The sequence below is a fragment of the Providencia burhodogranariea DSM 19968 genome, assembly GCF_000314855.2.
Classification (GTDB): domain Bacteria; phylum Pseudomonadota; class Gammaproteobacteria; order Enterobacterales; family Enterobacteriaceae; genus Providencia; species Providencia burhodogranariea.
On sequence record NZ_KB233227.1, the window covers coordinates 28351 to 51130 of the forward strand.

The 22780-nt window shown below is 40.7% G+C and carries 18 protein-coding genes; 7 read left to right on the forward strand and 11 right to left on the reverse strand.

Translation table 11 applies throughout. The annotated features are described in order from the left end of the window. Positions 1-357: 357 nt before the first annotated feature. From OOA_RS18710 to OOA_RS18735, 6 genes are all read right to left on the reverse strand, one after another. The gene (locus tag OOA_RS18710; RefSeq protein WP_008913742.1) at positions 358-2367 is read right to left on the reverse strand and encodes a TonB-dependent receptor plug domain-containing protein; all 2010 of its coding nucleotides are present in this window, start codon (positions 2365-2367) and stop codon (positions 358-360) included. 135 nt (positions 2368-2502) lie between these two features. Beyond that, positions 2503-3357 carry a ModD protein gene (gene modD / locus OOA_RS18715; protein ID WP_008913743.1) on the reverse strand — a complete coding sequence of 285 codons (855 nt, stop codon included), beginning with the start codon at positions 3355-3357 and terminating at the stop codon, positions 2503-2505. After that, on the reverse strand, positions 3354-4172 hold the full coding sequence (locus OOA_RS18720; RefSeq protein WP_008913744.1) for a class I SAM-dependent methyltransferase: 819 nt from the start codon (positions 4170-4172) through the stop codon (positions 3354-3356). Before OOA_RS18720 ends, modD begins: the two co-directional genes overlap by 4 nt. 10 nt (positions 4173-4182) lie before the next feature. Continuing rightward, a complete protein-coding gene (locus tag OOA_RS18725) occupies positions 4183-4950 on the reverse strand; it encodes an ABC transporter ATP-binding protein (RefSeq protein WP_008913745.1) in 768 nt (255 codons plus the stop codon). Continuing rightward, positions 4947-5951 (reverse strand): FecCD family ABC transporter permease, encoded by a 1005-nt coding sequence (locus tag OOA_RS18730; protein WP_008913746.1) that lies wholly within the window; start codon positions 5949-5951, stop codon positions 4947-4949. The genes OOA_RS18725 and OOA_RS18730 overlap by 4 nt, the downstream gene beginning before the upstream one ends. Continuing rightward, on the reverse strand, positions 5948-6985 hold the full coding sequence (locus tag OOA_RS18735) for an ABC transporter substrate-binding protein (RefSeq protein ID WP_008913747.1): 1038 nt from the start codon (positions 6983-6985) through the stop codon (positions 5948-5950). The genes OOA_RS18730 and OOA_RS18735 overlap by 4 nt, the downstream gene beginning before the upstream one ends. A gap of 324 nt (positions 6986-7309) precedes the next feature. Here OOA_RS18735 and gntR point away from each other — a divergent pair, with 324 nt between their 5' ends. From gntR to gntU, 3 genes are all read left to right on the forward strand, one after another. Continuing rightward, complete coding sequence (gene gntR, locus OOA_RS18740; RefSeq protein WP_008913748.1) at positions 7310-8305, forward strand: gluconate operon transcriptional repressor GntR; 996 nt, start codon at positions 7310-7312, stop codon at positions 8303-8305. 193 nt (positions 8306-8498) lie between these two features. Beyond that, positions 8499-9041 carry a gluconokinase gene (gntK, locus tag OOA_RS18745; protein WP_008913749.1) on the forward strand — a complete coding sequence of 181 codons (543 nt, stop codon included), beginning with the start codon at positions 8499-8501 and terminating at the stop codon, positions 9039-9041. Further along, positions 9038-10396 carry a gluconate transporter gene (gene gntU, locus OOA_RS18750; RefSeq protein ID WP_008913750.1) on the forward strand — a complete coding sequence of 453 codons (1359 nt, stop codon included), beginning with the start codon at positions 9038-9040 and terminating at the stop codon, positions 10394-10396. Before gntK ends, gntU begins: the two co-directional genes overlap by 4 nt. 57 nt (positions 10397-10453) lie before the next feature. Here the strand turns inward: gntU and OOA_RS18755 are convergent, their stop codons facing one another. The 5 genes from OOA_RS18755 to OOA_RS18775 form a co-directional block, all read right to left on the reverse strand. After that, positions 10454-11686: an SGNH/GDSL hydrolase family protein gene (locus tag OOA_RS18755; RefSeq protein WP_008913751.1), complete on the reverse strand. Its 1233-nt coding sequence runs from the start codon at positions 11684-11686 to the stop codon at positions 10454-10456. After that, on the reverse strand, positions 11658-12824 hold the full coding sequence (locus OOA_RS18760) for an SGNH/GDSL hydrolase family protein (protein WP_008913752.1): 1167 nt from the start codon (positions 12822-12824) through the stop codon (positions 11658-11660). The genes OOA_RS18755 and OOA_RS18760 overlap by 29 nt, the downstream gene beginning before the upstream one ends. Beyond that, positions 12811-14229, reverse strand: coding sequence for an MBOAT family O-acyltransferase (locus OOA_RS18765; protein WP_008913753.1), 1419 nt, complete (start codon positions 14227-14229; stop codon positions 12811-12813). The genes OOA_RS18760 and OOA_RS18765 overlap by 14 nt, the downstream gene beginning before the upstream one ends. Before the next feature lie 272 nt (positions 14230-14501). After that, positions 14502-15308 (reverse strand): protein bax, encoded by an 807-nt coding sequence (locus OOA_RS18770; RefSeq protein ID WP_008913754.1) that lies wholly within the window; start codon positions 15306-15308, stop codon positions 14502-14504. A gap of 699 nt (positions 15309-16007) precedes the next feature. Then, positions 16008-16190, reverse strand: a complete 183-nt coding sequence (locus tag OOA_RS18775; protein WP_008913755.1) for a hypothetical protein — start codon at positions 16188-16190, stop codon at positions 16008-16010. Positions 16191-16601: 411 nt separating this feature from the next. Between OOA_RS18775 and OOA_RS18780 the strand changes: the two genes are divergently transcribed. The 4 genes from OOA_RS18780 (at position 16602) to OOA_RS18795 (ending at position 22495) form a co-directional block, all read left to right on the forward strand. Then, a complete protein-coding gene (locus OOA_RS18780; RefSeq protein ID WP_008913756.1) occupies positions 16602-18056 on the forward strand; it encodes a DUF4026 domain-containing protein in 1455 nt (484 codons plus the stop codon). A gap of 376 nt (positions 18057-18432) precedes the next feature. Next, positions 18433-18888, forward strand: coding sequence for a regulatory protein RecX (locus OOA_RS18785; protein ID WP_008913757.1), 456 nt, complete (start codon positions 18433-18435; stop codon positions 18886-18888). Between the two features lie 567 nt (positions 18889-19455). Further along, a complete protein-coding gene (dcuC, locus tag OOA_RS18790) occupies positions 19456-20814 on the forward strand; it encodes an anaerobic C4-dicarboxylate transporter DcuC (protein ID WP_008913758.1) in 1359 nt (452 codons plus the stop codon). A 406-nt stretch (positions 20815-21220) separates the two neighbouring features. Further along, the gene (locus OOA_RS18795; RefSeq protein ID WP_008913759.1) at positions 21221-22495 is read left to right on the forward strand and encodes a bifunctional O-acetylhomoserine aminocarboxypropyltransferase/cysteine synthase; all 1275 of its coding nucleotides are present in this window, start codon (positions 21221-21223) and stop codon (positions 22493-22495) included. Positions 22496-22780: the final 285 nt, after the last annotated feature.

The following is a 22780-nucleotide window of genomic DNA, read 5'->3' on the forward strand; positions in this document are numbered from 1 at the left end:
ATAGCGCTGTTGACTACGTTCATTCGCACTAGTCACATAGTTATCTATGCTCCTAGCGTCTCATTCTCTTGTCGCCTAGCTCTAACTCGAATTATTTAGGGTATTTATTTCCATCAATTATTCTAAGTATAAAAGACATAAAAGACATAAAAGACATAAAAGACATAAAAGGCATAAAAGATATAAAAAGTATAAAAAGTATAAAAGTATAAAAGTATTGAGTTATAGAAGTTGAATTCGAGTACATAACGAAATAATAAAAATAACGTTTGATGAGTAGATTGGGTGCTACTTATTGAAAGTTAGCCATTTTTTATTGTTAGGTAAAGGGAACCCCCTTACCTAATGTCGCTGTGATTAATAGTTATATTCAATGCCTAACCAGTAATTACGGCCTTCTTCTATATAACCCGTTGTGTACTGATATGATTTATCCAATAGGTTATTGACGGAGGTATTGACTGAAACTCCATATCCTAAATCATAATCTAAACGAACATCTGTTTTAGCAAATCCACTCACTTTATCGTTACTGTCGATATAGTTGTAGCCCCAGCTTCTTGCTTCTTCAGTCACTGTAATGCTAAATGGTTCGTAAGGCGTAAATTTAACCCAAGCAAAGGCTTTATGCGTTGGTAGTTCGGCAACATGACGGACACTTTCATGTTTAGGATCAGCATGGATATAGCTATAGCTTAAGCCTGCCTCCATCCAATCGGTCAGTTTTCCATTTGTCCCTAAATCAATCCCTGCGTAGTTAACTTTACCGCTGTTACGGTTCTGGTAAACATTAGATTCTTCAGCTGCATTGTAGCCCATATAGTGCGCCATGATGGCATCAGAGACATGGTTATAATAGGCGCTTGCATTGTATGACCAATCTGGTGTGATGTGGCCTTTATAAGTCAGATCAAAGGTCAGAGCACGTTCCGCATCAAGATGAGGGTTAATGATAAAAGAATCATTGTTTTTCATTTTGTTTTTGGTATAACGTTCTTTTTGCGTTGGGAAACGGCTTCTATCCGAAACAGAAGCTTGAATAGTATCATTGTTTTCTAAGTGATAACGCGCCATTAACTCCCAGTTAAATGCACGCTGGCGGTTATCTTCATAGGTTTCAATACCGGTGACGACGTTCTGCTTATTATAGAGGTAGCGTTTTCCATCATCACTACTACGCCAGTCATAGCCAATTCCGCCAATAATATCGAGCTTATCGGTTGCAACCCATTGGTATTCAGTCGCTACTGACCATGTTTGATCTTTATAACGATCGTAAGGAACAACCTTATTACCACGGGAACGGTGAACATCTTCTTTCCAGTGTGCCGCAAATGACAGCATATCGAGTTCACGCAGCGTGAAATCAACACGCATATCCGCACCGTTGCTGTAATCGTCATAGTGACTGTAGTTATACTTGCCATCTTTATAATTTTTAACGGAAGTATATTGATGGAGCGTATTTTTGAAGGTGTCGTGATATAGACGGCTTTGTAGCGCAATATCTTCAGTTACCTGAGTGGTACCACTAAAATAGATGCTCTCTTTATTATATTCAGGCCACTGCCAAATTTGCTGATTTTTGTTACTAGCACTTGGTGCACTATTTTTATCGCCATCTTGTTTCAGGTAAGTCACCACATATTCATCAGTTTCACGTGGAGTCCAACCCATTTTTAACATCAGACGTTTATCGTCAGTCGCGGAGTTAGTTCTGCGCCCGTGGCTGCCAGCTAATGGATTATTATCATCTGAATCGGGCAGCCCCATAAAGCGTTGCTTGTACTGACTACCACTGATTTGAATAAAGCCTAGGTCATTACGTCCACCGATACGCGCACTGACGTTATGAGCATTGTCAGCTCCGCGAGCAAAACCTTGGTTTAGGCTGATATTGGCTTCAAATGGTTTTTTGGGGGTGGCGGTAGTAAGGTTAATGGCACCTCCCATCAAGTTTGGACCTTGTAGTAATGACGTATAACCCGTTGATAGCTCAACACTAGATAGTTCGCTGGTCATAAATCGACCAAGGTCTAATGTACCGTCATAAGGTACATAAGTTGGAATGCCATCAAAAAACACAGGAACTTGGCGGCTATCAAAACCACGAACGTTCACTTGAGTTTCGTTACGGTTGCCTGATTTTTGAATCGCAACACCCGGCATGGTACTCAACGCTTGTGCAACATTGGTTTTGTTGAGTAATTTCATTTGAGATTGAGTAATAACATTCTCATCTGCGGCGAGTGGGGTACTCCACACAGTCATTACATCACGATTTGTTTTTTCTTCTGCTGTGGCAGCTAAACTATTTGTGGTGCATAAAGCCATCCCAACTAAATACGTTATTTGTTTTATTTTCATTCTTCTATTCCAGTTTATTTAACTCGGTATATTTTTTGTTATATAACGATAGCTATCGTTTACTCATATATAAGAAAGCAAACCGACAAACTTGCCAGATAGCTCTCTTAAATTGCACTCTATTAAATCATATGGTTACGAGGTTTTTTGCGTAAAAATTTGAACTTTGATGTCTCTTGGTGGTGCGTAATAAGGTGCTGAGGTTACAAATAGAGAAACGCCAGTTTGGGCATAATCTTCAATTGTTTGTAAGTTAATGCCACCAGCAACCGATAAGCGACATGAGCTATTTCGGTCACGAATCTCTTGCTGTAATTCACGAACGTGCCGCGGGTTAAATTTATCTAACTGAATAATATCGGCGCCAGCTTCGATTGCGAGTAGGGCTTGTTCGCTATTATCGGCTTCGACAATAATTTGCTTTTCGGGGGCTGCTATTCTTAATGTTTGTACATGGGAAGACCAATCATCAGGTACAGATAAACAGTTGCGATGATTGGTAAACAGCAAAATGCTCTCCGCACTGCCAGCGCGATGAATAATAGCACCACCAGCAATAATCGCTGTGAGTGCTAAAAATTTAGTACCTGGAACAGTTTTTCGGGTACAAGCTAATTGCGCTGTCGGTTGATATTGTTTAAGTATCGCGACCATTTGGTGAGTGTAATGACTTACACCACAGCACCACTCAAGGACGTTCTGAACAGCTTTCCACCCTTGATGAAGCGCCTCTATTGTGCCCGATGCAGCGATTAAACAGCTGTTAGTGTCAACAACTTCACCATCACGATAATGGCATTGGTAATCAATCCCTAGTTTGCCAAGCATGCGTGCCGCAATGGCAATGCCGCTAACGCAGCCACCTTGCTTAGAGGTAAATGTCATGGTGCCTTGCTGGGTCTGCAAGCCAAGAGAGCGAGTTGTTAGGTCACCATACTGAATATCATCCAGTAGTAGTTGATCAATTAGGCTGTCGGGAAGATAAATCATACCTTTAGGCACTCTTCATCAACGACATCCCACGACACCATTGCCCAGCTGCGGGAAGGATAAGGAATACGTTGACCTGACGCTATGCGCTTGTCGTAATACTTGCGTAGCTTGTCTGTCTCTTCAGATGTCAGATTTTTGAGTGACCAGTTTACGCTATCGACAAAAGCATCAAAGCTATCAAATCCACCTTTATCTGGGCTATTAATAAAATCAACACGTGCATTGATACCCAATTGATGCAGGATATTGACCGCATAAATGTAGGTGGGCAGGCGGATAACTTCTCGCCCGATTTCACGAATGATATTTTCATCGATAAAGGTTGGATTAACGGTATGCGTGGTATAAACCCGCAAGTTAGCTTGTTGATTGAGTTTCAGTAGTGCTGCTTTAAGGTCATCGACTAAAGTTGAGCGCGAGGCGACGGCAATATCCACTTTTGGTAGATTTTCCCAGCTATCTTCCCATGCCAGTTGCTCGAAGTGGGCGTTGTGAATGTTGAGCGCATTTGCACGCTCTTGTGCCGCATCTAACATGCCTTGGCTATAGTCGATACCAATAACGGATGTGAAGTGATTAGCAAGGCTTAAACAGACGGAACCGGGGCCACAACCGACATCCAGTAAAGTTTTCGCATCTGAAAAATCAATTAACTCACGGAAACAGATTAAATAGGGATCTTGTGGATTTGCGCATGTCTGCGCCATTTGTTGTGCTTTTTTATCCCAATGCTCAGGTTCTTTGCGTGTACGCTGAGCTTGTTGCATATGTTGTTGGTACATACTCGCAAAATCTAATTGATCGATTAGCATAACTCTGGCCTTAACAAGTAAAATTAGAAGGAAGCTGAAAATGAGCCGCAATACTTTGTTCGTCTATGGAATAAAGCTCCGCTAAGTTAGTAAGTGTTAACATACTTTGGGCGGTGCCTTGCCTAGCGCCTTGCCGTCTATCCAGCAAGATAACATTATCGGCAATTGCTGCGGCATGTTGTGGATGATGGGTTGACATCAAAACGGTAATGCCATGTTCTTTTAGTTGCTCAACTTGCTTTAATAAACGAATTTGATTACCAAAATCAAGGCTTGCAGCAGGCTCATCCATAATAAGTATTAGCGGGTTTTGGATTAAGGCTCGGGCAATTAAGACGAGTTGCTTTTCGCCGCCGCTTAAGGTGCTATATAAGCGAGATTCAAGGTGTTCTATACCCAATTTTTCAAGTTGTTGTAAGCTTAAAGTCCGCTCTTTAGCTCCGGGCACTGAAAATAATGAGATGTGAGGTGTTAATCCCATCATCACCATGTCAATCACCGTGAAAGTAAATGGTGTATCATGAGCTTGAGGTACGTAAGCAATAACTTTCGCGATATCAACCGGTTTATAGGCCTTGATAGATTTTTTTTGTAATAAAATATCGCCATTAATGGCTGGAATTAAACCAAGCAAGGTTTTCATCAACGTTGTTTTGCCACAGCCATTCGCGCCTAAAAGACAGGTCATCGCCCCTTTTTCTAACGTGAAGCTAATATGATTAATGATGGCTTTATGATGATAGCCAATGGCCACATTTTCGAGAGTAATTAGGCTCATTTTACTCTCCGTGTTTGCAATAGAATTGCTAAAAAGAACGGAGCGCCAACTGCAGAGGTTAATATTCCCAGAGGAAGTTCAATCGCGGCAATACTACGGGCAAGCGTGTCAGTAATCAGTAACATGATGGCACCGATAGCCATTGATGCAGGGAGCTGATAACGAAAGTTAGCACCCACTATCATTCGAGTGATATGGGGAACAATCAACCCTATCCAACCAATAATTCCCGCAATAGAGACCGCACTGGCGGTAATCAATGTTGCAGAGACAATAAAAATGGCTCTAATTAAATTCACATTAATGCCGAGGCTCTTGGCTTCTTCGTCTGATAGGCTGAGCAGATTCATTCGCCAGCGCAATAGCAGTAACGGAATGATGCCAATTAACATAATCGGTAACGCGGATAGCAGGTCGCTCTGTGTAATCGATGAAAGTCCACCGAGCAGCCAAAAAGTGATTGATGGAAGTTGTGTATAAGGATCTGCCAATATTTTCATCAAGGAGATAGCTGAGCCACATAACGCACTGATAGCAACACCGACTAATACTAATGACAAAATAGGATCGTGTTGACGAGCCATTCGCGCAATGAGGCAAACCAATGTGACTGCGGTTAAGCCACCGACAAATGCGGCAAGTTGAATGAAGACGAGGGATTGGCCGAAAAATATGCCAATAACAGCTCCGACACCCGCACCCGCAGAAACACCTAAGATATCCGGTGAAACTAACGGATTACGAAACATACCCTGATAGGCAGCGCCTGCAATAGCAAGCCCACCACCAATCAAAATAGCCGCAAGTGTGCGTGGAAAACGTATCTGCCAGAAAACGGTCGCATTGCGTGGATCGTCAATGACGGCTTGAGAACTAAATTCAGATGCAATTAGGTTGAACAACTGATTAAAAGTTAGTGAATACTTACCACTAGTTAAAGCAATGGCGAAACAGATGATAAAAATAATCGCTAGTAAAAGCTGTTTTGCTGTGCGACTCATGAATGTTCCATCAACATATCAACTTGTGAATTTGTCAGCTCTGAGTGATAAAACAAATCAAAGAACTGTTTGATATCATCACGAATAGTCAACTCGATTTGCTTGTCAAAATGGCTTTGTAATCGGCGCATACCTAGCAGCCGATTCACACCGGGTGGTCCATCAATCCACCCAAATGGCATACCACCAAAAGAGAGTAAGTGGTTAGATGAAACCGCTGTTAACCCTTTCCACAAGGCAGAGCTATTAATCAGCGCTTCAACTTCTTCATATTGAGTGATGATAATATCGGGGTTCCAGTCATACAGTTGTTCCATTGATACCTCGGTTAAACCATGAAAACCGGGAATATCGGCAACATTACGAAAACCTAACATTTCAATTGCTTCGGTATGAATTGATCCTTTAGTTCCTGTTTGTAAGCCTTTTGCTCCTCTTGCTAAATAAAAGCTTAGAGCATGAGATTGATTCTGTACGGCGAATTGTTTGGCATCTTGAAGGTAGTGTTCAGCAATATTACTGAGTTTTTGAGCTTGTTGATCAACATTCAGTACCTCACCTAATTGGCGTAATTGTTGAGGTGCATCTTGTAGCCCTCCAGCCAGTAATAAATAAGCAATACCTGTTTGCTTAGCCACTTTTTCGGCTTGTGAACGATAAGTTTCATCAATATTGCCAGTATCGACAATTAGTTCAGGGTTATAGTCGAGTAGCTTCTCCAACGATAACGTACTGCCCCGTCCTGCTAAGCGTCCATAGATAGGTAAGTTTCGCCATTGCACCGCGAATAAATCGGAATGTCCTTTTTGTAAGTTAATCGAGGAAAATCCGACCATTTTTTCAGGTGCTAAAGCAAATAGCAGCAGATCAGAAGGCGGCCCTGAACTAATGACGCGTTGAATTTTATCCGGCTTTGGTAGTACACCAAAAAGTGCTTGTTCAACTTTATTATTACTTAGCCCATAAGCAGGTAAATAGTAAAGTGCGGCCAATGCAGCGCAGGATTTTAAAAAGTATCTACGATTGATTCCCATAGGGCTTAGAGGTTGCTCGTTGTATTTATTAATATACAGCGAAAATTAACCAAGTCATCTCACAGAGTCAACAATAAAAGCGTGGTTAAACAGAAAACTCAGCTATTCTGTGATGTAAATCAGGAACAGAGATTGCTATCCATAAACAGATCGCTGAACATAGTCATTACTCGTTAAATACTCATTTTTTGGTTTAGGTATTTAGTTTGAAAGTGATATCTTGATTTAGTCAAATAAGCATTATCGTTATCTGATTAAACCCTTTCCCCTAAAGTTGTGGCAATTTAAGCTAAAAAGATCAGCAAACCTAAGTACACAGGATATATGAAGAAAAAAAGACCCTCATTACAGGATGTTGCCGATCAAGTCGGTGTGACTAAAATGACTGTCAGCCGTTTTTTGCGAAACCCTGAGCAAGTTTCTGAATCACTGCGAGGTAAAATTGCGCAAGCGGTTGAGGAACTAGGATATATACCGAATAAAGCCCCTGATTTATTATCAAACGCCACCAGCCATGCAATTGGTGTATTACTACCATCATTGACTAACCAAGTTTTCGCAGAAGTGATCCGTGGTATTGAGGCGGTGACTGATAGTCATGGTTATCAGACTATGTTGGCACACTATGGTTATCAACCTGAAAAAGAAGAAGAGCGTCTGACATTTTTGCTCTCTTATAATATTGATGGGGTTATTTTAGCGGAGCGCACGCATACCGATCGAACGCTGAGAATGTTAAAAACAGCAGGGATCCCCGTTGTCGAAATTATGGATAGCGTATCTCCGTGTTTAGATGTTGCTGTGGGAATCGATAATTTTGAGGCATCTCGACAGATGACTGCAGCAATGTTGGCACGCGGTTGCCAACATATAGTTTACCTCGGCGCTCGCCATGACGAACGTACCCTTATTCGTTTACAAGGTTATGAGCAAGCGATGCGCGATGCTGGTTACGAACCACGTAATGTGATGACGCAGGTTAGCTCATCCTATTCATTAGGGGCAAAATTACTTCATGATTGTAAAGCAAAATACCCTGAAACTGATGGCTTGTTTTGTACTAATGATGATCTGGCAATCGGAGCTATTTTTGAGTGCCAACGGCTTGGTATAAAAGTACCCGAAGAGTTATCGATATCAGGCTTTCATGGTCATGATGTTGGTCAGGTTATGACCCCGAAACTAGCCAGTATTTTGACCCCTAGAGACCAAATGGGGCGTAAAGCTGCAGAAATATTACTTGCTCGTATCAATGGCCAAAAACTGACAAACCATATGTTTGATGTCGGTTTTGAGGTATTGATCGGCGAAAGTATCTGAAACCAAAATGTGATGCATCGATTAGTGAGAGAGGCATCACATATCCACTTTTTTCCCCTTCAATATAATTGCTAAAAATAACATCGCTACTGATAATGTTACTGGTAACTGTTACCGGTAACAATTCAATCTGTATCATCGGTAAATAAATATAATTAGCATTATTTTCTATTTAACACCTGAGGAGCTTCCAATGAGTGATACCCAAACACAAAATTATACATTTGTTTTCATGGGGGTATCGGGTAGTGGCAAATCGGTAGTCGCAAATGGCGTTGCACAGCAAACGGATGCCGCTTTTTTAGATGGTGATTTCCTACATCCGCGAGCCAATATTCAAAAGATGGCCTCGGGTCAGGCTCTTAATGATGAAGATCGTCTGCCTTGGTTGGCTGCATTAAATGACGCTATTTTTGCGATGCAGCGGACGAATGCAATTTCATTGGTTGTTTGCTCAGCATTGAAAAAAAGCTATCGCGATAAATTAAGAGAAGGTAATAAAAATCTCTATTTCATCTACCTAAAGGGTGATGCCGCACTCATTGAAAGTCGCCTCAAAGCCCGTAAAGGTCATTTCTTTAAACCTGAAATGCTGGTCACCCAATTTCAAACCCTGCAAGAGCCTACATCAGAAGAACAGGATGTTTATGTTGTCGATATTCGCCCATCACTCGATGAGGTGATTGAAAATACTCGTACGGCTATTCAAAAAATTATCTCTGGAGGGAATCCATGAACACCCCAGTTGAAACATTAAGTACATTAACATTAGTTCTAACGGCAGTTGGCTCGGTTGTTTTACTACTATTTCTGGTCATGTATGCGCGTTTACATGCTTTTATTGCACTGATGGTTGTCTCTATTGGCGCTGGATTATTTTCGGGAATGCCAGTTCAACAGATCACGGAAACCATGCAAAAAGGGATGGCGGGGACTCTCGGGTTCTTAGCGATCGTGGTCGCACTTGGTGCCATGTTCGGTAAGATCCTGCACGAAACTGGCGCGCTCGATCAAGTCGCAAACAAGTTACTGAATCTGTTCGGTGAGAAGCGCGCACATTATGCAGTTGGTATTGCTGGTTTGATATGCGCATTGCCACTATTTTTTGATGTTGCTATCGTTTTATTGATCGGCGTGGTATTTGCGGTAGCAAATCGCACGGGTCATAACGTTGTTCGTTTGGCTATTCCCTTATTTGCAGGGGTTGCGGCGGCGGCGGCTTTCTTATTACCGGGCCCGACACCGATGCTGGTAGCCTCACAGATGGGCGCAGATTATGGCTGGATGATCTTAATTGGTTTGTGTGCAGCAATCCCCGGTATGATTTTAGCAGGGCCACTTTTCGGTAGCTTTATCAGCAAGCACGTTAACATTGATATTCCAGCAGATTATCAAGCACCGGAAACAGAAAAATCTAAAATGCCAAGTTTTGGCTTTAGTTTATGTTTAGTCCTATTTCCTTTGATTTTAGTCGGACTAAAAACTATTGGTACGCATTTCGTAGAACAAGGTTCAAACCTAGAGCACTGGCTTGAATTTATTGGTCACCCATTTACGGCATTATTGCTAGCGTGCTTACTGGCTATTTATGGCCTAGGTTTCCGTTATGGCATGAATAAAGAAAAAGTAATGGAAGTGTGCTCAGCGGCGATCCAACCTGCGGGTATTATTCTTTTAGTGACTGGTGCTGGTGGCGTATTCAAACAAATCTTGGTGGACTCAGGGGTGGGTCCTGCATTAGGTGATTCATTAATTGGCGCAGGATTACCGATTGCTGTCGCGTGTTTTATTCTTGCAGGTGCGGTTCGTGTCATCCAAGGTTCTGCTACCGTCGCATGTTTAACGACAGTTGGTTTAGTGCTACCTGTGATTGGCGAGTTAGGTTATTCAGGTGCGCAATTAGCCGCACTGGCAACCTGTATTTCGGGCGGCTCTATCATTTTAAGTCATGTTAATGATTCTGGTTTCTGGTTGTACGGGAAATTCACAGGAGCAACTGAAGCGCAAACATTGAAGACGTGGAGCGTGATGGAGACTATTCTGGGCACAACGGGTGCGATTGTTGGAATGATATTCTTCGTATTTTTGTAACAGGCAGAATGTGAAAAGAAAACCCGTTCATTGAACGGGTTTTTTGCTTTTAGTGAATTAATTCAAGATCTGGCTTAGTTGGCTGTAAAGGCCTTGGGCACTCTTCTTATAGCCTTCAGCAGATAAGTGCACATTATCAGGGCGTGCGAGATCTTTGGCTACCCAAGAGCGAATTGAACAAGGGCCACCCATAAAGCTTTGCCAGTCCCAAAATAGCGTATTTTCTTGAGCCGCGACCGTTTTTTGAATTTGAATCACATTCGCAAGATGGACAGGCATCTGAGCTTGGCAACTCAATGCATTACTAAACTTGATTGAATCATTTGGTCCTATCAATAAAATCACGCTGTCCGGCATACGCTGGCGGATCAGACGAATTTTCTCACGTAAGTTTTGTTGATAGGCAACTAAATCTAAGTTGTCGTTAAAGGCTTCGTTAGTACCATAAGCAAGGATCACCATATCTGGCGACATTTGTGCTAATGTTTCACTCCATTGCGGTTGCCACTTATCGAACATATTAATCGTCGCACCATTAATACCAATTGCAGATAACATCACACCCGGGTGATTAGAGCGAAGTAACCAACCGCCAATTTTGAGATTATTATCTTTGCTAACCGCAACTTCGGCGGGTAATTGGGTATTGATTGGCGAAGAAAAACGCCACGAGTTACCCGTTGTTGGTAATGCAACAGGCGATGACGCTGCCGGAGACACACTCATCTGGCTTCCTGATGAGGCCTGGTACAGCGCTTGAAGTTGATAAACTCCGTTTGCTGCCTGCAATGGTACCAGCTGTACTGTACTTTTGGCTGCCATAGGCAGGGCAATTAAGCCACCTAATGGGTAATCAAAACGCTCATCTTTACGGCTACTAAACAGCTCCCACTGCTTTTTATCACTTTTACGATTAATTGTCGCAGTGCGTTGCCCCGGTACTGAAATTGCAGGGACAAAACCTGGGCCAGCATCACCATAGCGTTGCTGGAACATTGTTCTTAAGTCGCCACTAAAAAAGTCAGCGGCAGTATGGGAATCGCCAATTTGAACAATATGAACCTGTTGATTGCCTTGCTTAAGTTTGTTCTTAAGCTTGTTGATATTAGGCTCAGAGTAATCAATCAGTTGCCCTTGCACGTTGACATCCGTGAGTACATCACCCCTTGTTGAACCTTTCCCTTTTCGCTCTGCGTCTTGTTGGCAAGACAGTAGGCTTAGAGATAACAACGCAATCACGCTGGCTGCTGCTAATTTTGTTTTAGCTTGAAGCAGTTTGTTCAGTTTCATGAGGTTCCTTTTCTTCCTCTTCAAAATGGATTAATGAAAAAACTTTTTCAGCGATTGCTTGTTGTCCTTTCGGGCTGAAATGAATTCCATCACCACTTCTTAATTTGATTTTACTACTATCGTCGCCGAAATAGTCGGAGTAAGTCTGATCTTTATATTTAAAGACATCATTAACAGAAAAATAAATTTCACCATTATTTTCGACTTCGGACTGGTATAGGCCCCTTAAGAACTTCATACCATCTGACAGGTTAGCTTTACGCATGTTGGGAGGACCAACCCAGATAACATCGACATTGTGTTGGCGAGCTGCCGCTAATATATCACTAATGCGAGAACGATACACCTGCTCCCAAATTTCACTTTTGAACTTCACATATTTATAACCAGCTTCGGGGGGCATATCCCATGGGTCATTAGGACCAAGGAAAACCACTAAAACTTTAATATTCGGATTATCATCCAAGGCTTTAGCAATGGTTTGCGGCCAGTTAAAAAAGCGTGGATAAGCCAGACCTGTACTTTGCTTACTGAGATTAATACTGTCGATATTATATTTTTTCAACAGCATATTCTTAACCTGTGGTGCGACGCCTTGCATCATCGAATCACCCGCAAACAGAACCTCATTACCTTTTTCAAGTTTGGCGAAGCGCTTCGGAATAATCGGCCCGGTATTGCTAATTTTGACTGGACCGGCTTTGCTTGCCTTTAACGGTTCTCGTGCTTGTTGGCGTTTTAATAGCTCAGGGAATGTGATTGACAGTGATTCAGCAGGGTAAATATAGCCGTTAACAAAGTGCAGCCCAACCTGAAAACCTTCAGGGAAGGTACGTTTACTGTTTTCATTCGCGAGAGCAATTGCTTCAGCTTCTTTTGCATCAAATGCTTGTTGCCCAGAGGTATGATACAGGAAAGCGCCTCCAGCGGCCTGTGTGCCATCATGTAAATACGCTCCATAATCCCATACAGGATTGCCTGATATCGCAGCCCAAGGGGTATCACGGTGGTATTTTTGCTGCCAAAAACGTTCTAATGAACCTTGGTTTAGCCAAATCAATAACAATCCTGCGATCAAAACAATAAACAGGACTTGTCCGGTTTTTATCAGGTTTCTTTTAAACTCAGAAGTTAGCATAAATAAATCCCGGCATTCCAGAAGGCGAAAGCATAAACATAATAGTCAGAATGATAGCGAGAGGAATCGGATAATAGTACCAAGCGATATCCTGATACTTCTTCGCTGCATAATGATATGACTGTACAAAGTAAGGGTAGAGCAACAGTAATGCCCAAAATGCGATTAATAAACCTATGCTTGAACCGATTGATGCGATAAAGCCAGACGCACCTATTTGCGAGATGAGCAATAAAGCATCATCAAAGGTTTGACTGCGGAAAAATATCCATGCAAAGCAAACAAAATGAAATGTGAAAATACGCGCAAATAACGTCGAGATAGTTTTATTCGGGAACGTTTTTGTCCAACCAAGTTTTTCCATGCAGAAACTCTTAAGGTTGAGCAAGACAATCCCAAGACCATGAATTGCTCCCCAAACGACAAATGTCATTGCTGCGCCATGCCATAAACCGGAGATCACCATGGCTAAGAAAACATTGGTATTCATACGGCTAAAACCTTTTCGGTTCCCGCCAAGTGGAATATAGATATAGTCGCGAATAAACGTCGATAAGCTCATATGCCAACGAGCCCAAAACTCTTTTAAGTTAGCTGCCATATAAGGCGCATTGAAGTTAACAGGGACACGGAAGCCTAATAATAAAGCGATGCCCGTGACTAAGTTGGTATAACCCGAAAAGTTAAAGTAGATATTCCATGCGTAAGCATAGGTCGCGACTAATATCTCACCTGCGCTGAAACCTGCTGGAGCATCAAAGACAGGGTTAACGAAGTTTTCAGCTAAGTATGAACTAAACAAGAATAGTTTAACCAGTGCTAATGAGATTAGTAAAATTGCTTTCCTTGGATCCAATATTTCACGGCTTTCAGCTTGAATCTGTGGAATAAAGTTTTTAGCACGATTGATAGGACCTGCGACAATACTCGGAAAAAAGCTAAGGTATAGTGTGACATCAAAGAAGTCTGCTTTGGGGATTTCTTTACGGCAAACGGAAACGGTATAGCTTACCGAATGGAATGCGTAGAAAGACAGCCCGATAGGGGCTAATAGCTCAATGATGGGTAGCCCTACGCTGAACCCAAATTTATCGAATGTCTGCTGAAGTGTCTCTTGGAAAAACGAATAATATTTGAATGCGGTAAAACAGCTAATAATTCCTACGGCCAGTATCGAGAAAACCCATTTATTAGAAAGCCAATTTGAAATCCAATTGGTTAAGAAATAAATAAAGAGTGTGTATCCAAATAAAATATAAGCAAAATCAGGGTTGAATGAATAAACAAAAAAGTAACTGGCTGTAATCAGTAGCCCATTTTGAAGCTTTGCACTAGGTTGGCAGCTCCAATAAATCAGGAAAAATACTAAAAAAGAGCCAAGAAACTCAAATGAGAAAAAATTCATATTAGACTCAAATTGTTAATTATTGTAAGCCCAAAATAATTCGAGTTGCATGCCAGCTAACCACGTAATTACCCTTATTGTAGCCAGAGGTCACCGACGACGTGACTTGGACGAGTTTTAGCTAGTATATACAGCCAACAGCAACTTAAAATATGACGGATGTGGTAGAAGAACGTTCACCATCATATTAATAATCAACTTTGTTGCAATAAGAAAAAATCCACTTTATCAAAAAGTGGATTTTGGTAGAAACTTGTACCTGGTGATACAAACTAAATTCGAGTCGATGCCGTTGTTTGAGCTTGTGTAATCAATTCTTCATTGCTCGCGTACATCTCTTGTAAATAACGGTTATAAGTTGAACCTAACTGTGAATACCCTTTCATATCATTGATCAGTTTTGCGGTATCTAATTCATCTTTAGATTGGCGCTGTTTTGCTCTTGACGATCGAAGTGACTCGTAGGCGTTATGGGTATTCATATTCTTCATATAGGCAGAAACAGTATCTTCGACAGAGTCGTATGCTGAATAGCCTTTCACTTTTCCCTGCTTGATTTGGCAACCACTGCCGCATCTCATCCCAAACAGGTTACCATTTTGTTGTGCCAGCTGTGAGGTTCCCCAGCCTGATTCTGTTGCAGCTTGAGTAGCAACTAGGTGTGTTGGCATAATATCAACACGGCTCAACAGTTTATCCCAATTAATACGTTTTGGGCTGGTGCACGTCATACCGTAGCTATTGCAAATTTGTGCAAGGCGACGTAGTTCTTGTGCACTCCATTTTTTGTTGGCGCGGACAGAGAGCAACCATTTACGCTCTGACATTATTTCTTGATTGACCTTTTCAATCACAGGGACAACCGTTTTCAAAAACGCTTTCTTACGTGGCGTACCCGATGGGTATTTTCGCAAATCAGGCAGGGATGTTTGAGCCTGATTTGAGCTCTGCACAGCCTTGTGAGAATACTCTTTCTTGAGTGTGAAACTAGTGCTAGTTGAGCCGAAACTCAAACCCGAAAATAACAATAAAAGTAAGAAAGCGAAGACGGCTTTTGTCCTCATCGTTCGAGAGGGCATTTGCTTCTCCTAAGTTTCTCTGAACAAAAATCGACCGAATAGTAACAGAATATTTTTGGAGGAGCTACTTTTATCCGGCTGACTTTATCTAAATTGCTGTGTTTTTGCGTATTGAAAAATGAAAACATATAATGTATTGATTTAAAATGTAATTTATAAGTTAATTTATTTGTCATTAATGAAACTTACAAATAAATCTAATCATTTATTGAAAAATCAAAGTGTGCATAACTAAAATTCGATCAAATAAAGCACAATACACACCATTATAATATGGGTATTTTGGTTAATTATTAGACGCTTAGCAGCCTGTTTTTTGTTCATTTTGATAATTTTGACCTATTGACTTAGTTTTAAGATCTTAAGATGGGCGTTATAAACGGCTAAAAAATGAGCTTTTCACCTTAATTAGATGAGTAAAATTTAAATCCAAAAAAGGATTTGAAATGAAAAATCATCACCCATTTTCAAACTAATTTAAGTGCAAAAATTTCAGATAAGTAACTCTTTCTCTTGTTTTATACACGAAGGATGTGGGGGGCTTATCATCCAGTTTTGTGATGCAAATAATCATTATCTTGGATGGAGATAAAAGAGGGCAAACATCGGCTGATAGAAAATAGATTTAAGACGAGTGAATTATCGATCATGAATGCCGATATTAAAGGTTAACATCGGCATTAGTCATTAAGTTGAAAATTATTTCTGGGTGCTTTTATGAAAATGGACACGTTCGTGGAAATACGCTTTTAAATGATCTTCCATTTGATGAACTTTTTGTTCGAGTGCATTGACGACGATATCGTCATTATTCATGTCAAAAACGCGTTCCTTTGCAAGTTCATCAAGATAATCTTTTTGTTTTTGGGTTAAATCAGCCATATTTTTACAACCTGTATTCGAGATAGCACAAGGGTGACATCCATGATACGTCAAGAAGTATCTTGGCATATTTAGGGTATGTCGAATTGTTGATATTTTTCTATTGTGCCTGACTGATTAATTGATGAAAAGTAGAATAACACACTGTACTCGTCATACTTCAATTTGCATGGTTGTTGACTGCACTCAGCTAGTCGAGTCACAGTGTTTATCTATGCTCCCCGCCTATCTTCATTTGTCGCCTACATGCAACTCGAATTATTTATAGCATGTCTAATAATGATGATTTTCTTGCTTAAGGTAAATGTTAGCTATTTGTTGATAATATGAAATCGTTAAGATTATTCACAATATAAATCATTAAACTAAGCTGTTATTCTTTAATGAGTGAATAAATTATAGGTCTACATAATGAATAATAAACAACAATACCTTGATATTGCTGCTGGTGAAGGTGAAAAAGAAGCATCAATGATGGTTGCCATCCCTACTTCTGAATTAACATCATTAACCTTAGAGCAGCGTTTAGAACAGCAAGACTATTTTACTGAAGGCGAAATTGATGAAGATGAAGGCGGTTTTTTCTTTTCTTGTAAACGCGGGGAAGAAGAACTACGTTTCTTTATATCGTTAGTTGATAGCGACCCTGAATATGTGATTAATCCTTATTTTGCGACAGATCCTATTAGCCCTGAGTTATATGCTGAAGCTAGCGCTGCACCTCAAGCTGTTATTGTAGAATGTATTTTTCAAGACCAACCTTTGGTCAGCTACCTACATCAATTAAAGATCATTCAAATTCTCGTTCCTGATTTATTATTGGGCCTAGATCTCTCAGCGGCTGGAAAAGTGTTTACTCGTGAGTGGCTCAATTTCCAACTTATTGATGATTTGATGCCAAGCATTGATTCTCTATATGTAGTCCATGCTATCTATGACCATGATGAAAACGAAGATCAGCAAGAGGGTGAAGAACATGGACCGACTATGTATTGGTTCCATACCCATGGCCTTGCACGTTGCGGGTTATCAGAAGCTGAAATTATTATTCCACACCCAATCGCGTCTTATTATGGTATCCCTGAACTGTTCTGGAGCTTTGTCAATAACAGCATTACTAACGGTAAGATTGTTTTCAATGAACCTATTTTTATTGGTCAAACACAAGCAGGCTATGAATATTTAGTCGCGTTACCTTTTGAAGAAGGTTTAAGGCATGTGGGGCAATCAACAAATATTGATGATTTGAAACCGCTGGAAGATATGAACTATGAGTTTGGCGATGTAAGCTCAGAACGTTTTATGGGGGATTGGCATGATCGCGATGAATCACATCAACATCCTTCTGCAATGCTATTTCGTGTGACTCAGGAAAATCCAATTCTAGGGAGCTTCTTTAAAGGGTTTGAAGATCAAAACGCCATGATGTTTATGCGTACTGATGAAGAAACCGCTGATATGTCTCGCAAAGCGAAATTACGCTGGCAATACTTCACGCACATGTTGGACAATTACGGACCAAAGCCTGTCGTGCAGAAAAAAGGTTTTCTGGCTAAATTGCTCGGAAAAGCGGAAGAAGAAGCGGATAGCGATTGGCGCTTCTTAGTAAAATGTGGCATTGGTTATCAAGATGCAGAAGAAGGCTATGATGGTCATGAACATATGTGGTTTGAGCCAGTTTCATGGAACGGTGACCAATTTGAAGGACGTCTGATTAACCATCCTTTCTATGTACAAACGATGCAAGAAGGGGAAGTTTATCCACTAACTCGTGATGATATTACGGATTGGACGATTTATTTTGAAGACGGTACTTATACACCAGATTCGATATATAAGTTGTTCAGTGGCACCCAAGTGCACTAGTACCCGTCATACTTCGAGTTACCTTGTTGTTGATTTCACTCAGCTCCCCGAGTTAGATACTTATATATGCTCCTTGGGGTAGCTTCGTTTGTCGCTATATGCAACTCGAATTATTTAGGATACACCCGTCATACTGCAAATGGTGCTCTATCATCGGTAGAGTACGAACAAAATTCCCTAAGAAAAGTGTCCTGATTTAGTTGCGCAGAACAATATCAAAAAACCAACTGCACCGAATGGGAAGCTACAATACAGCGTTTTATAAGTCTCTTCTATAGAGGGCATCCGCTTTTACTCCAAGTTGCAGTTGCTGACGTTGTGGCGTAGTCTCCCCATGAATTACAGACTTTTGCGGCTTTAGTACAAGGGTTGAAATATGAATGAATCAGAACTATATCAATATGCACTTTTTTTGCTTTCTCGCCGTGACTATGGGACGGCAGAATTACATGCACGCATGAAACGTCGTATGTATGAAAAGAATGATGGGGTTGTTGATGAGTTATTGATCGAGCTCGTGGTTGGGCGATTGAGTGAACAGCAATTTATTGATGATACTCGAGTGCTCGAATCGTTTACCCAGAGCTATATCCGTAAAGGCTATGGGCCATTGCGTATTAAGCAAGAGCTGAGGCAAAAAGGGTTTACCTCTGTTTTAATCGACCAACAATTTGAAAATATCACTGTTGATTGGTTTGAACTGGCTGCCAATGTACGCAGTAAAAAGTTTGGTGATGTACTTCCTACCGACTTTAAAGAAAAGAGTAAACAAATTCGTTATCTACAATATCGGGGTTTTTCTGGTGATATGATTTTTGAACAATTTCGCTGAAACAATTATTGATAGTATTGTCTTAGCGAAAACTGCATTAAATTATCATTCTATAGCTGTCCTTGTATAACTCATCTTTTCTCAAGCCTCACTCATATTCTGGCGACTATTAGAATAAGTCATCAAATCGTATTCTTTATTTTATCGAACTTATAAAGCGCTAAAAATTTATCAACAAGTATGGTTTATCTACCGCACATACCGATTATTGGTCGCCTAATATTTTAAGTTGGATAATTATAAAGATTATTTAGGTATTTTTGGCTTAAATATTCAGTTGGAACTGGTCAGCTAGCACTATTCAAATCAGAGTTATCATGGATATTTTAGATAGAACATCTAGTGACTAATCTATTTTGAATTTTTATTTCAAAAAACGGTGTAAATTTGTAGAAATAGCCTTTATATTTCATTCCCCCCAAACACTATTTATCGTTCTATATATTGTTAAGCAATTTTTATAATAAAAATCTGATATCGGCATGATCCGCATCAGTAAGCATGGCTTATTTTTTGGGCAGAGTACGGTTTGATAAAATTAAAAAATGACATGGGCAGGAGATATAAATGATTGAGTTGTTAATCGGTGTCATCGTCGTTATTGGCGTAGGGCGCTATATTATCAAAGGCTACTCGGCGACGGGTGTGCTAATGACAGGTGGTATTTTACTTTTGATTATCGCCGTCTCAATGGGAAAAAGTATTTTACCCGAATCAGTAAAGCCTACAGGTTGGCGCAGTACTGATATTCTGGAATACATTAAATTCTTGCTGATGAGCCGCGGTGGCGATCTTGGCATGATGATCATGGTGTTGTGTGGGTTTGCATCTTATATGACCCATATCGGTGCGAATGATGTTGTGGTAAAAATTGCATCTAAGCCATTAAAAATGATCAACTCACCTTATATGCTGATGGTTGCGGCTTATATTGTGGCATGTTTAATGTCATTGGCGGTATCTTCGGCAACAGGGCTTGGCGTGTTGTTAATGGCGACATTGTTCCCTGTTATGGTCAATGTGGGTATCAGTCGAGGAGCAGCGGCGGCAATTTGTGCCTCACCAGCAGCTATTATTCTGGCACCCACTTCAGGGGATGTGATATTAGCAGCGCAAGCAGCTGAAATGCCTCTTATTGATTTTGCTTTTAAAACGACTTTACCGATTTCGATTGCTGCAATTGTCGCAATGGCTATAGCGCACTTCTTTTGGCAGCGTTATCTTGATAGAAAAGAACATGTAAAAATGGAAATGCTGGACGTGAATGAAATCAAAACTCACGCTCCTGCTTTTTATGCCATTTTACCATTTTCCCCGATTATTGGTGTTTTAGTCTTTGATGGTAAATGGGCACCAGAACTACACATTGTCACCATTATTGTCGGTTGTATCATTATCGCAGCACTTCTTGAGTTCGTCCGTAGCTTCAGTGCTAAGCATGTGTATACAGGTCTTGATGCTTGTTACAAAGGTATGGCTGATGCATTTGCAACAGTTGTAATGCTATTAGTTGCTGCGGGTATCTTTGCGCAAGGTTTAAGTGCGATTGGCTTTATTAAAGGTCTGATCGATTTAGCACAATCTTTCGGTTCTGGTGCGATTATCATGATGATTGCCTTGGTGATTATTACGATGCTAGCAGCGATGACAACAGGGTCTGGAAACGCACCTTTCTATGCTTTCGTCGAGCTGATCCCGCTTCTGTCTAAGCAAATGGGCGTTAACCCTGCCTATTTGGTCATCCCAATGCTACAAGCATCTAACCTAGGACGGACGTTATCACCGGTTTCAGGTGTTGTTGTTGCGGTATCCGGTATGGCTAAAATCTCACCATTTGAAGTGGTTAAGAGAACCTCCGTACCTGTACTCGCGGGGTTAATTGTCGTGGTGATTGCGACAGAAATTTTAGTGCCAGTGTATCTCTAATTACCTATGTTGTCTGATTAAGAAGGTTGGGAAACTTGGTTTTCCAACCTTTTTTTATACCATAACGTTATAAGCAATAATCAGATAAATAGCAGATGGCACCTAGAGAATACGACCGTCGCGTTAATCGACATGATATTAATCTATATGAAATAATTTCAAGTTTGGATGGCTTGCCTGATCCAGACTCTTAGGTAATATCTACAGTTATTCACTCGTCATATTTCAAGCTATATAGGGCGTGTTGCCAATATCAGTCATTGCTCACAAACCTGAATCAGTTATGTTTTTATATTCATCGGGCGTTACATACAACTTGAACTAGTTTGGGTATAACAAACATGCAGTAAATAAATAGATGCCACATCGGCTTGCATTATTTACAGCGTAATAATAAGGATAACAAATGAAATTAGAAACATTGTCGATTCACGCAGGTTACTCACCAGATCCAACGACAAAAGCGGTTGCTGTTCCTATTTACCAAACAACATCTTATGCATTCGATGATACCCAACATGGTGCCGATCTATTTGATTTAAAGGTTGCAGGCAATATCTATACTCGCATCATGAACCCAACCAATGATGTATTAGAGAAACGTGTCGCTGCCTTAGAAGGCGGTATTGCTGGATTAGCGGTTGCATCTGGTATGGCGGCAATTACTTATGCTATCCAAACAGTTGCTCAGGCAGGTGATAACATTATTTCTGTCGCGAAACTGTATGGTGGAACCTATAACCTGTTGGCACATACCTTACCGCGTTCTGGTATTGAAACTCGTTTTTTTGAGCATGATGATTTAGCTGAGTTGGAAGCGCTAATTGACGATAAAACCAGAGCCGTATTTTGTGAAACGATCACGAACCCTGCTGGATTTATTGTTGATATCGCCGCATTAGCCGAGGTTGCTCATCGTCATGGCTTACCATTGATAGTCGATAACACGGTTGCTACACCTTATTTATGCCGCCCATTCGAACATGGCGCGGATATTGTTGTTCATTCACTGACTAAATATATTGGTGGTCATGGTAACTCCATTGGCGGCATGGTCGTCGATTCAGGCAAATTCCCGTGGACTGAGCATGCAGATCGCTTTTCACTATTGATTGAGCCAGATATTGCTTATCACGGTGTGAGTTATACTGAGCACTTTGGTGCAGCGGCCTTTATTGCGCGTTGCCGTGTTGCGCCATTGCGTGGAACTGGTGCAGCACTTTCACCATTTAACGCATTCCTGATCTTACAAGGCCTCGAAACGTTAGCATTGCGCATGGAACGCCACACTGAAAACGCTCAGAAAGTCGCTGAATATTTAGAGAAACATCCTCAAGTTGTTTGGGTGAAATATGCAGGTCTTGCTAGCCACCCAGAGCACGCTTTAGCGCAAAAATACATGAATGGTAAACCGGCAGGAATTTTGTCATTTGGAATTAAAGGTGGTCAAGAAGCAGGAGCTCGTTTTATTGATGCATTAAAATTGATCCTTAGATTGGTGAATATTGGGGATGCCAAATCATTAGCATGCCATCCTGCTTCAACCACTCACCGTCAGCTCAATGATGCCGAGTTAGCTAAAGCTGCCGTATCACGCGATATGATCCGTCTTTCTATTGGTATCGAACATATTGATGATATTTTAGCAGACCTTGAACAGGCGTTAGATGCAGCTAAATAGAGTTGTTTAACGTTTAGTCGAGATATTATAGCGGTTATTGATAAAGTTATATTTATTGGTAGCCGCTTTTTAATACCTTTTAATCTTATTTTAATATTTTACACCTTTAATGATGTGTTTCTAATAACCATTTAAACAATTCAAAATATAACGCCATACTTCATTTAATCCCGCTATTTTTAATACTCAGCGTCTATGTCACTTTCCAATATAAGATTAACTTATTGATAATGATAATAAATATTATTATGTTTTATTTTAACTAACAGTCTATTTTATATTCAT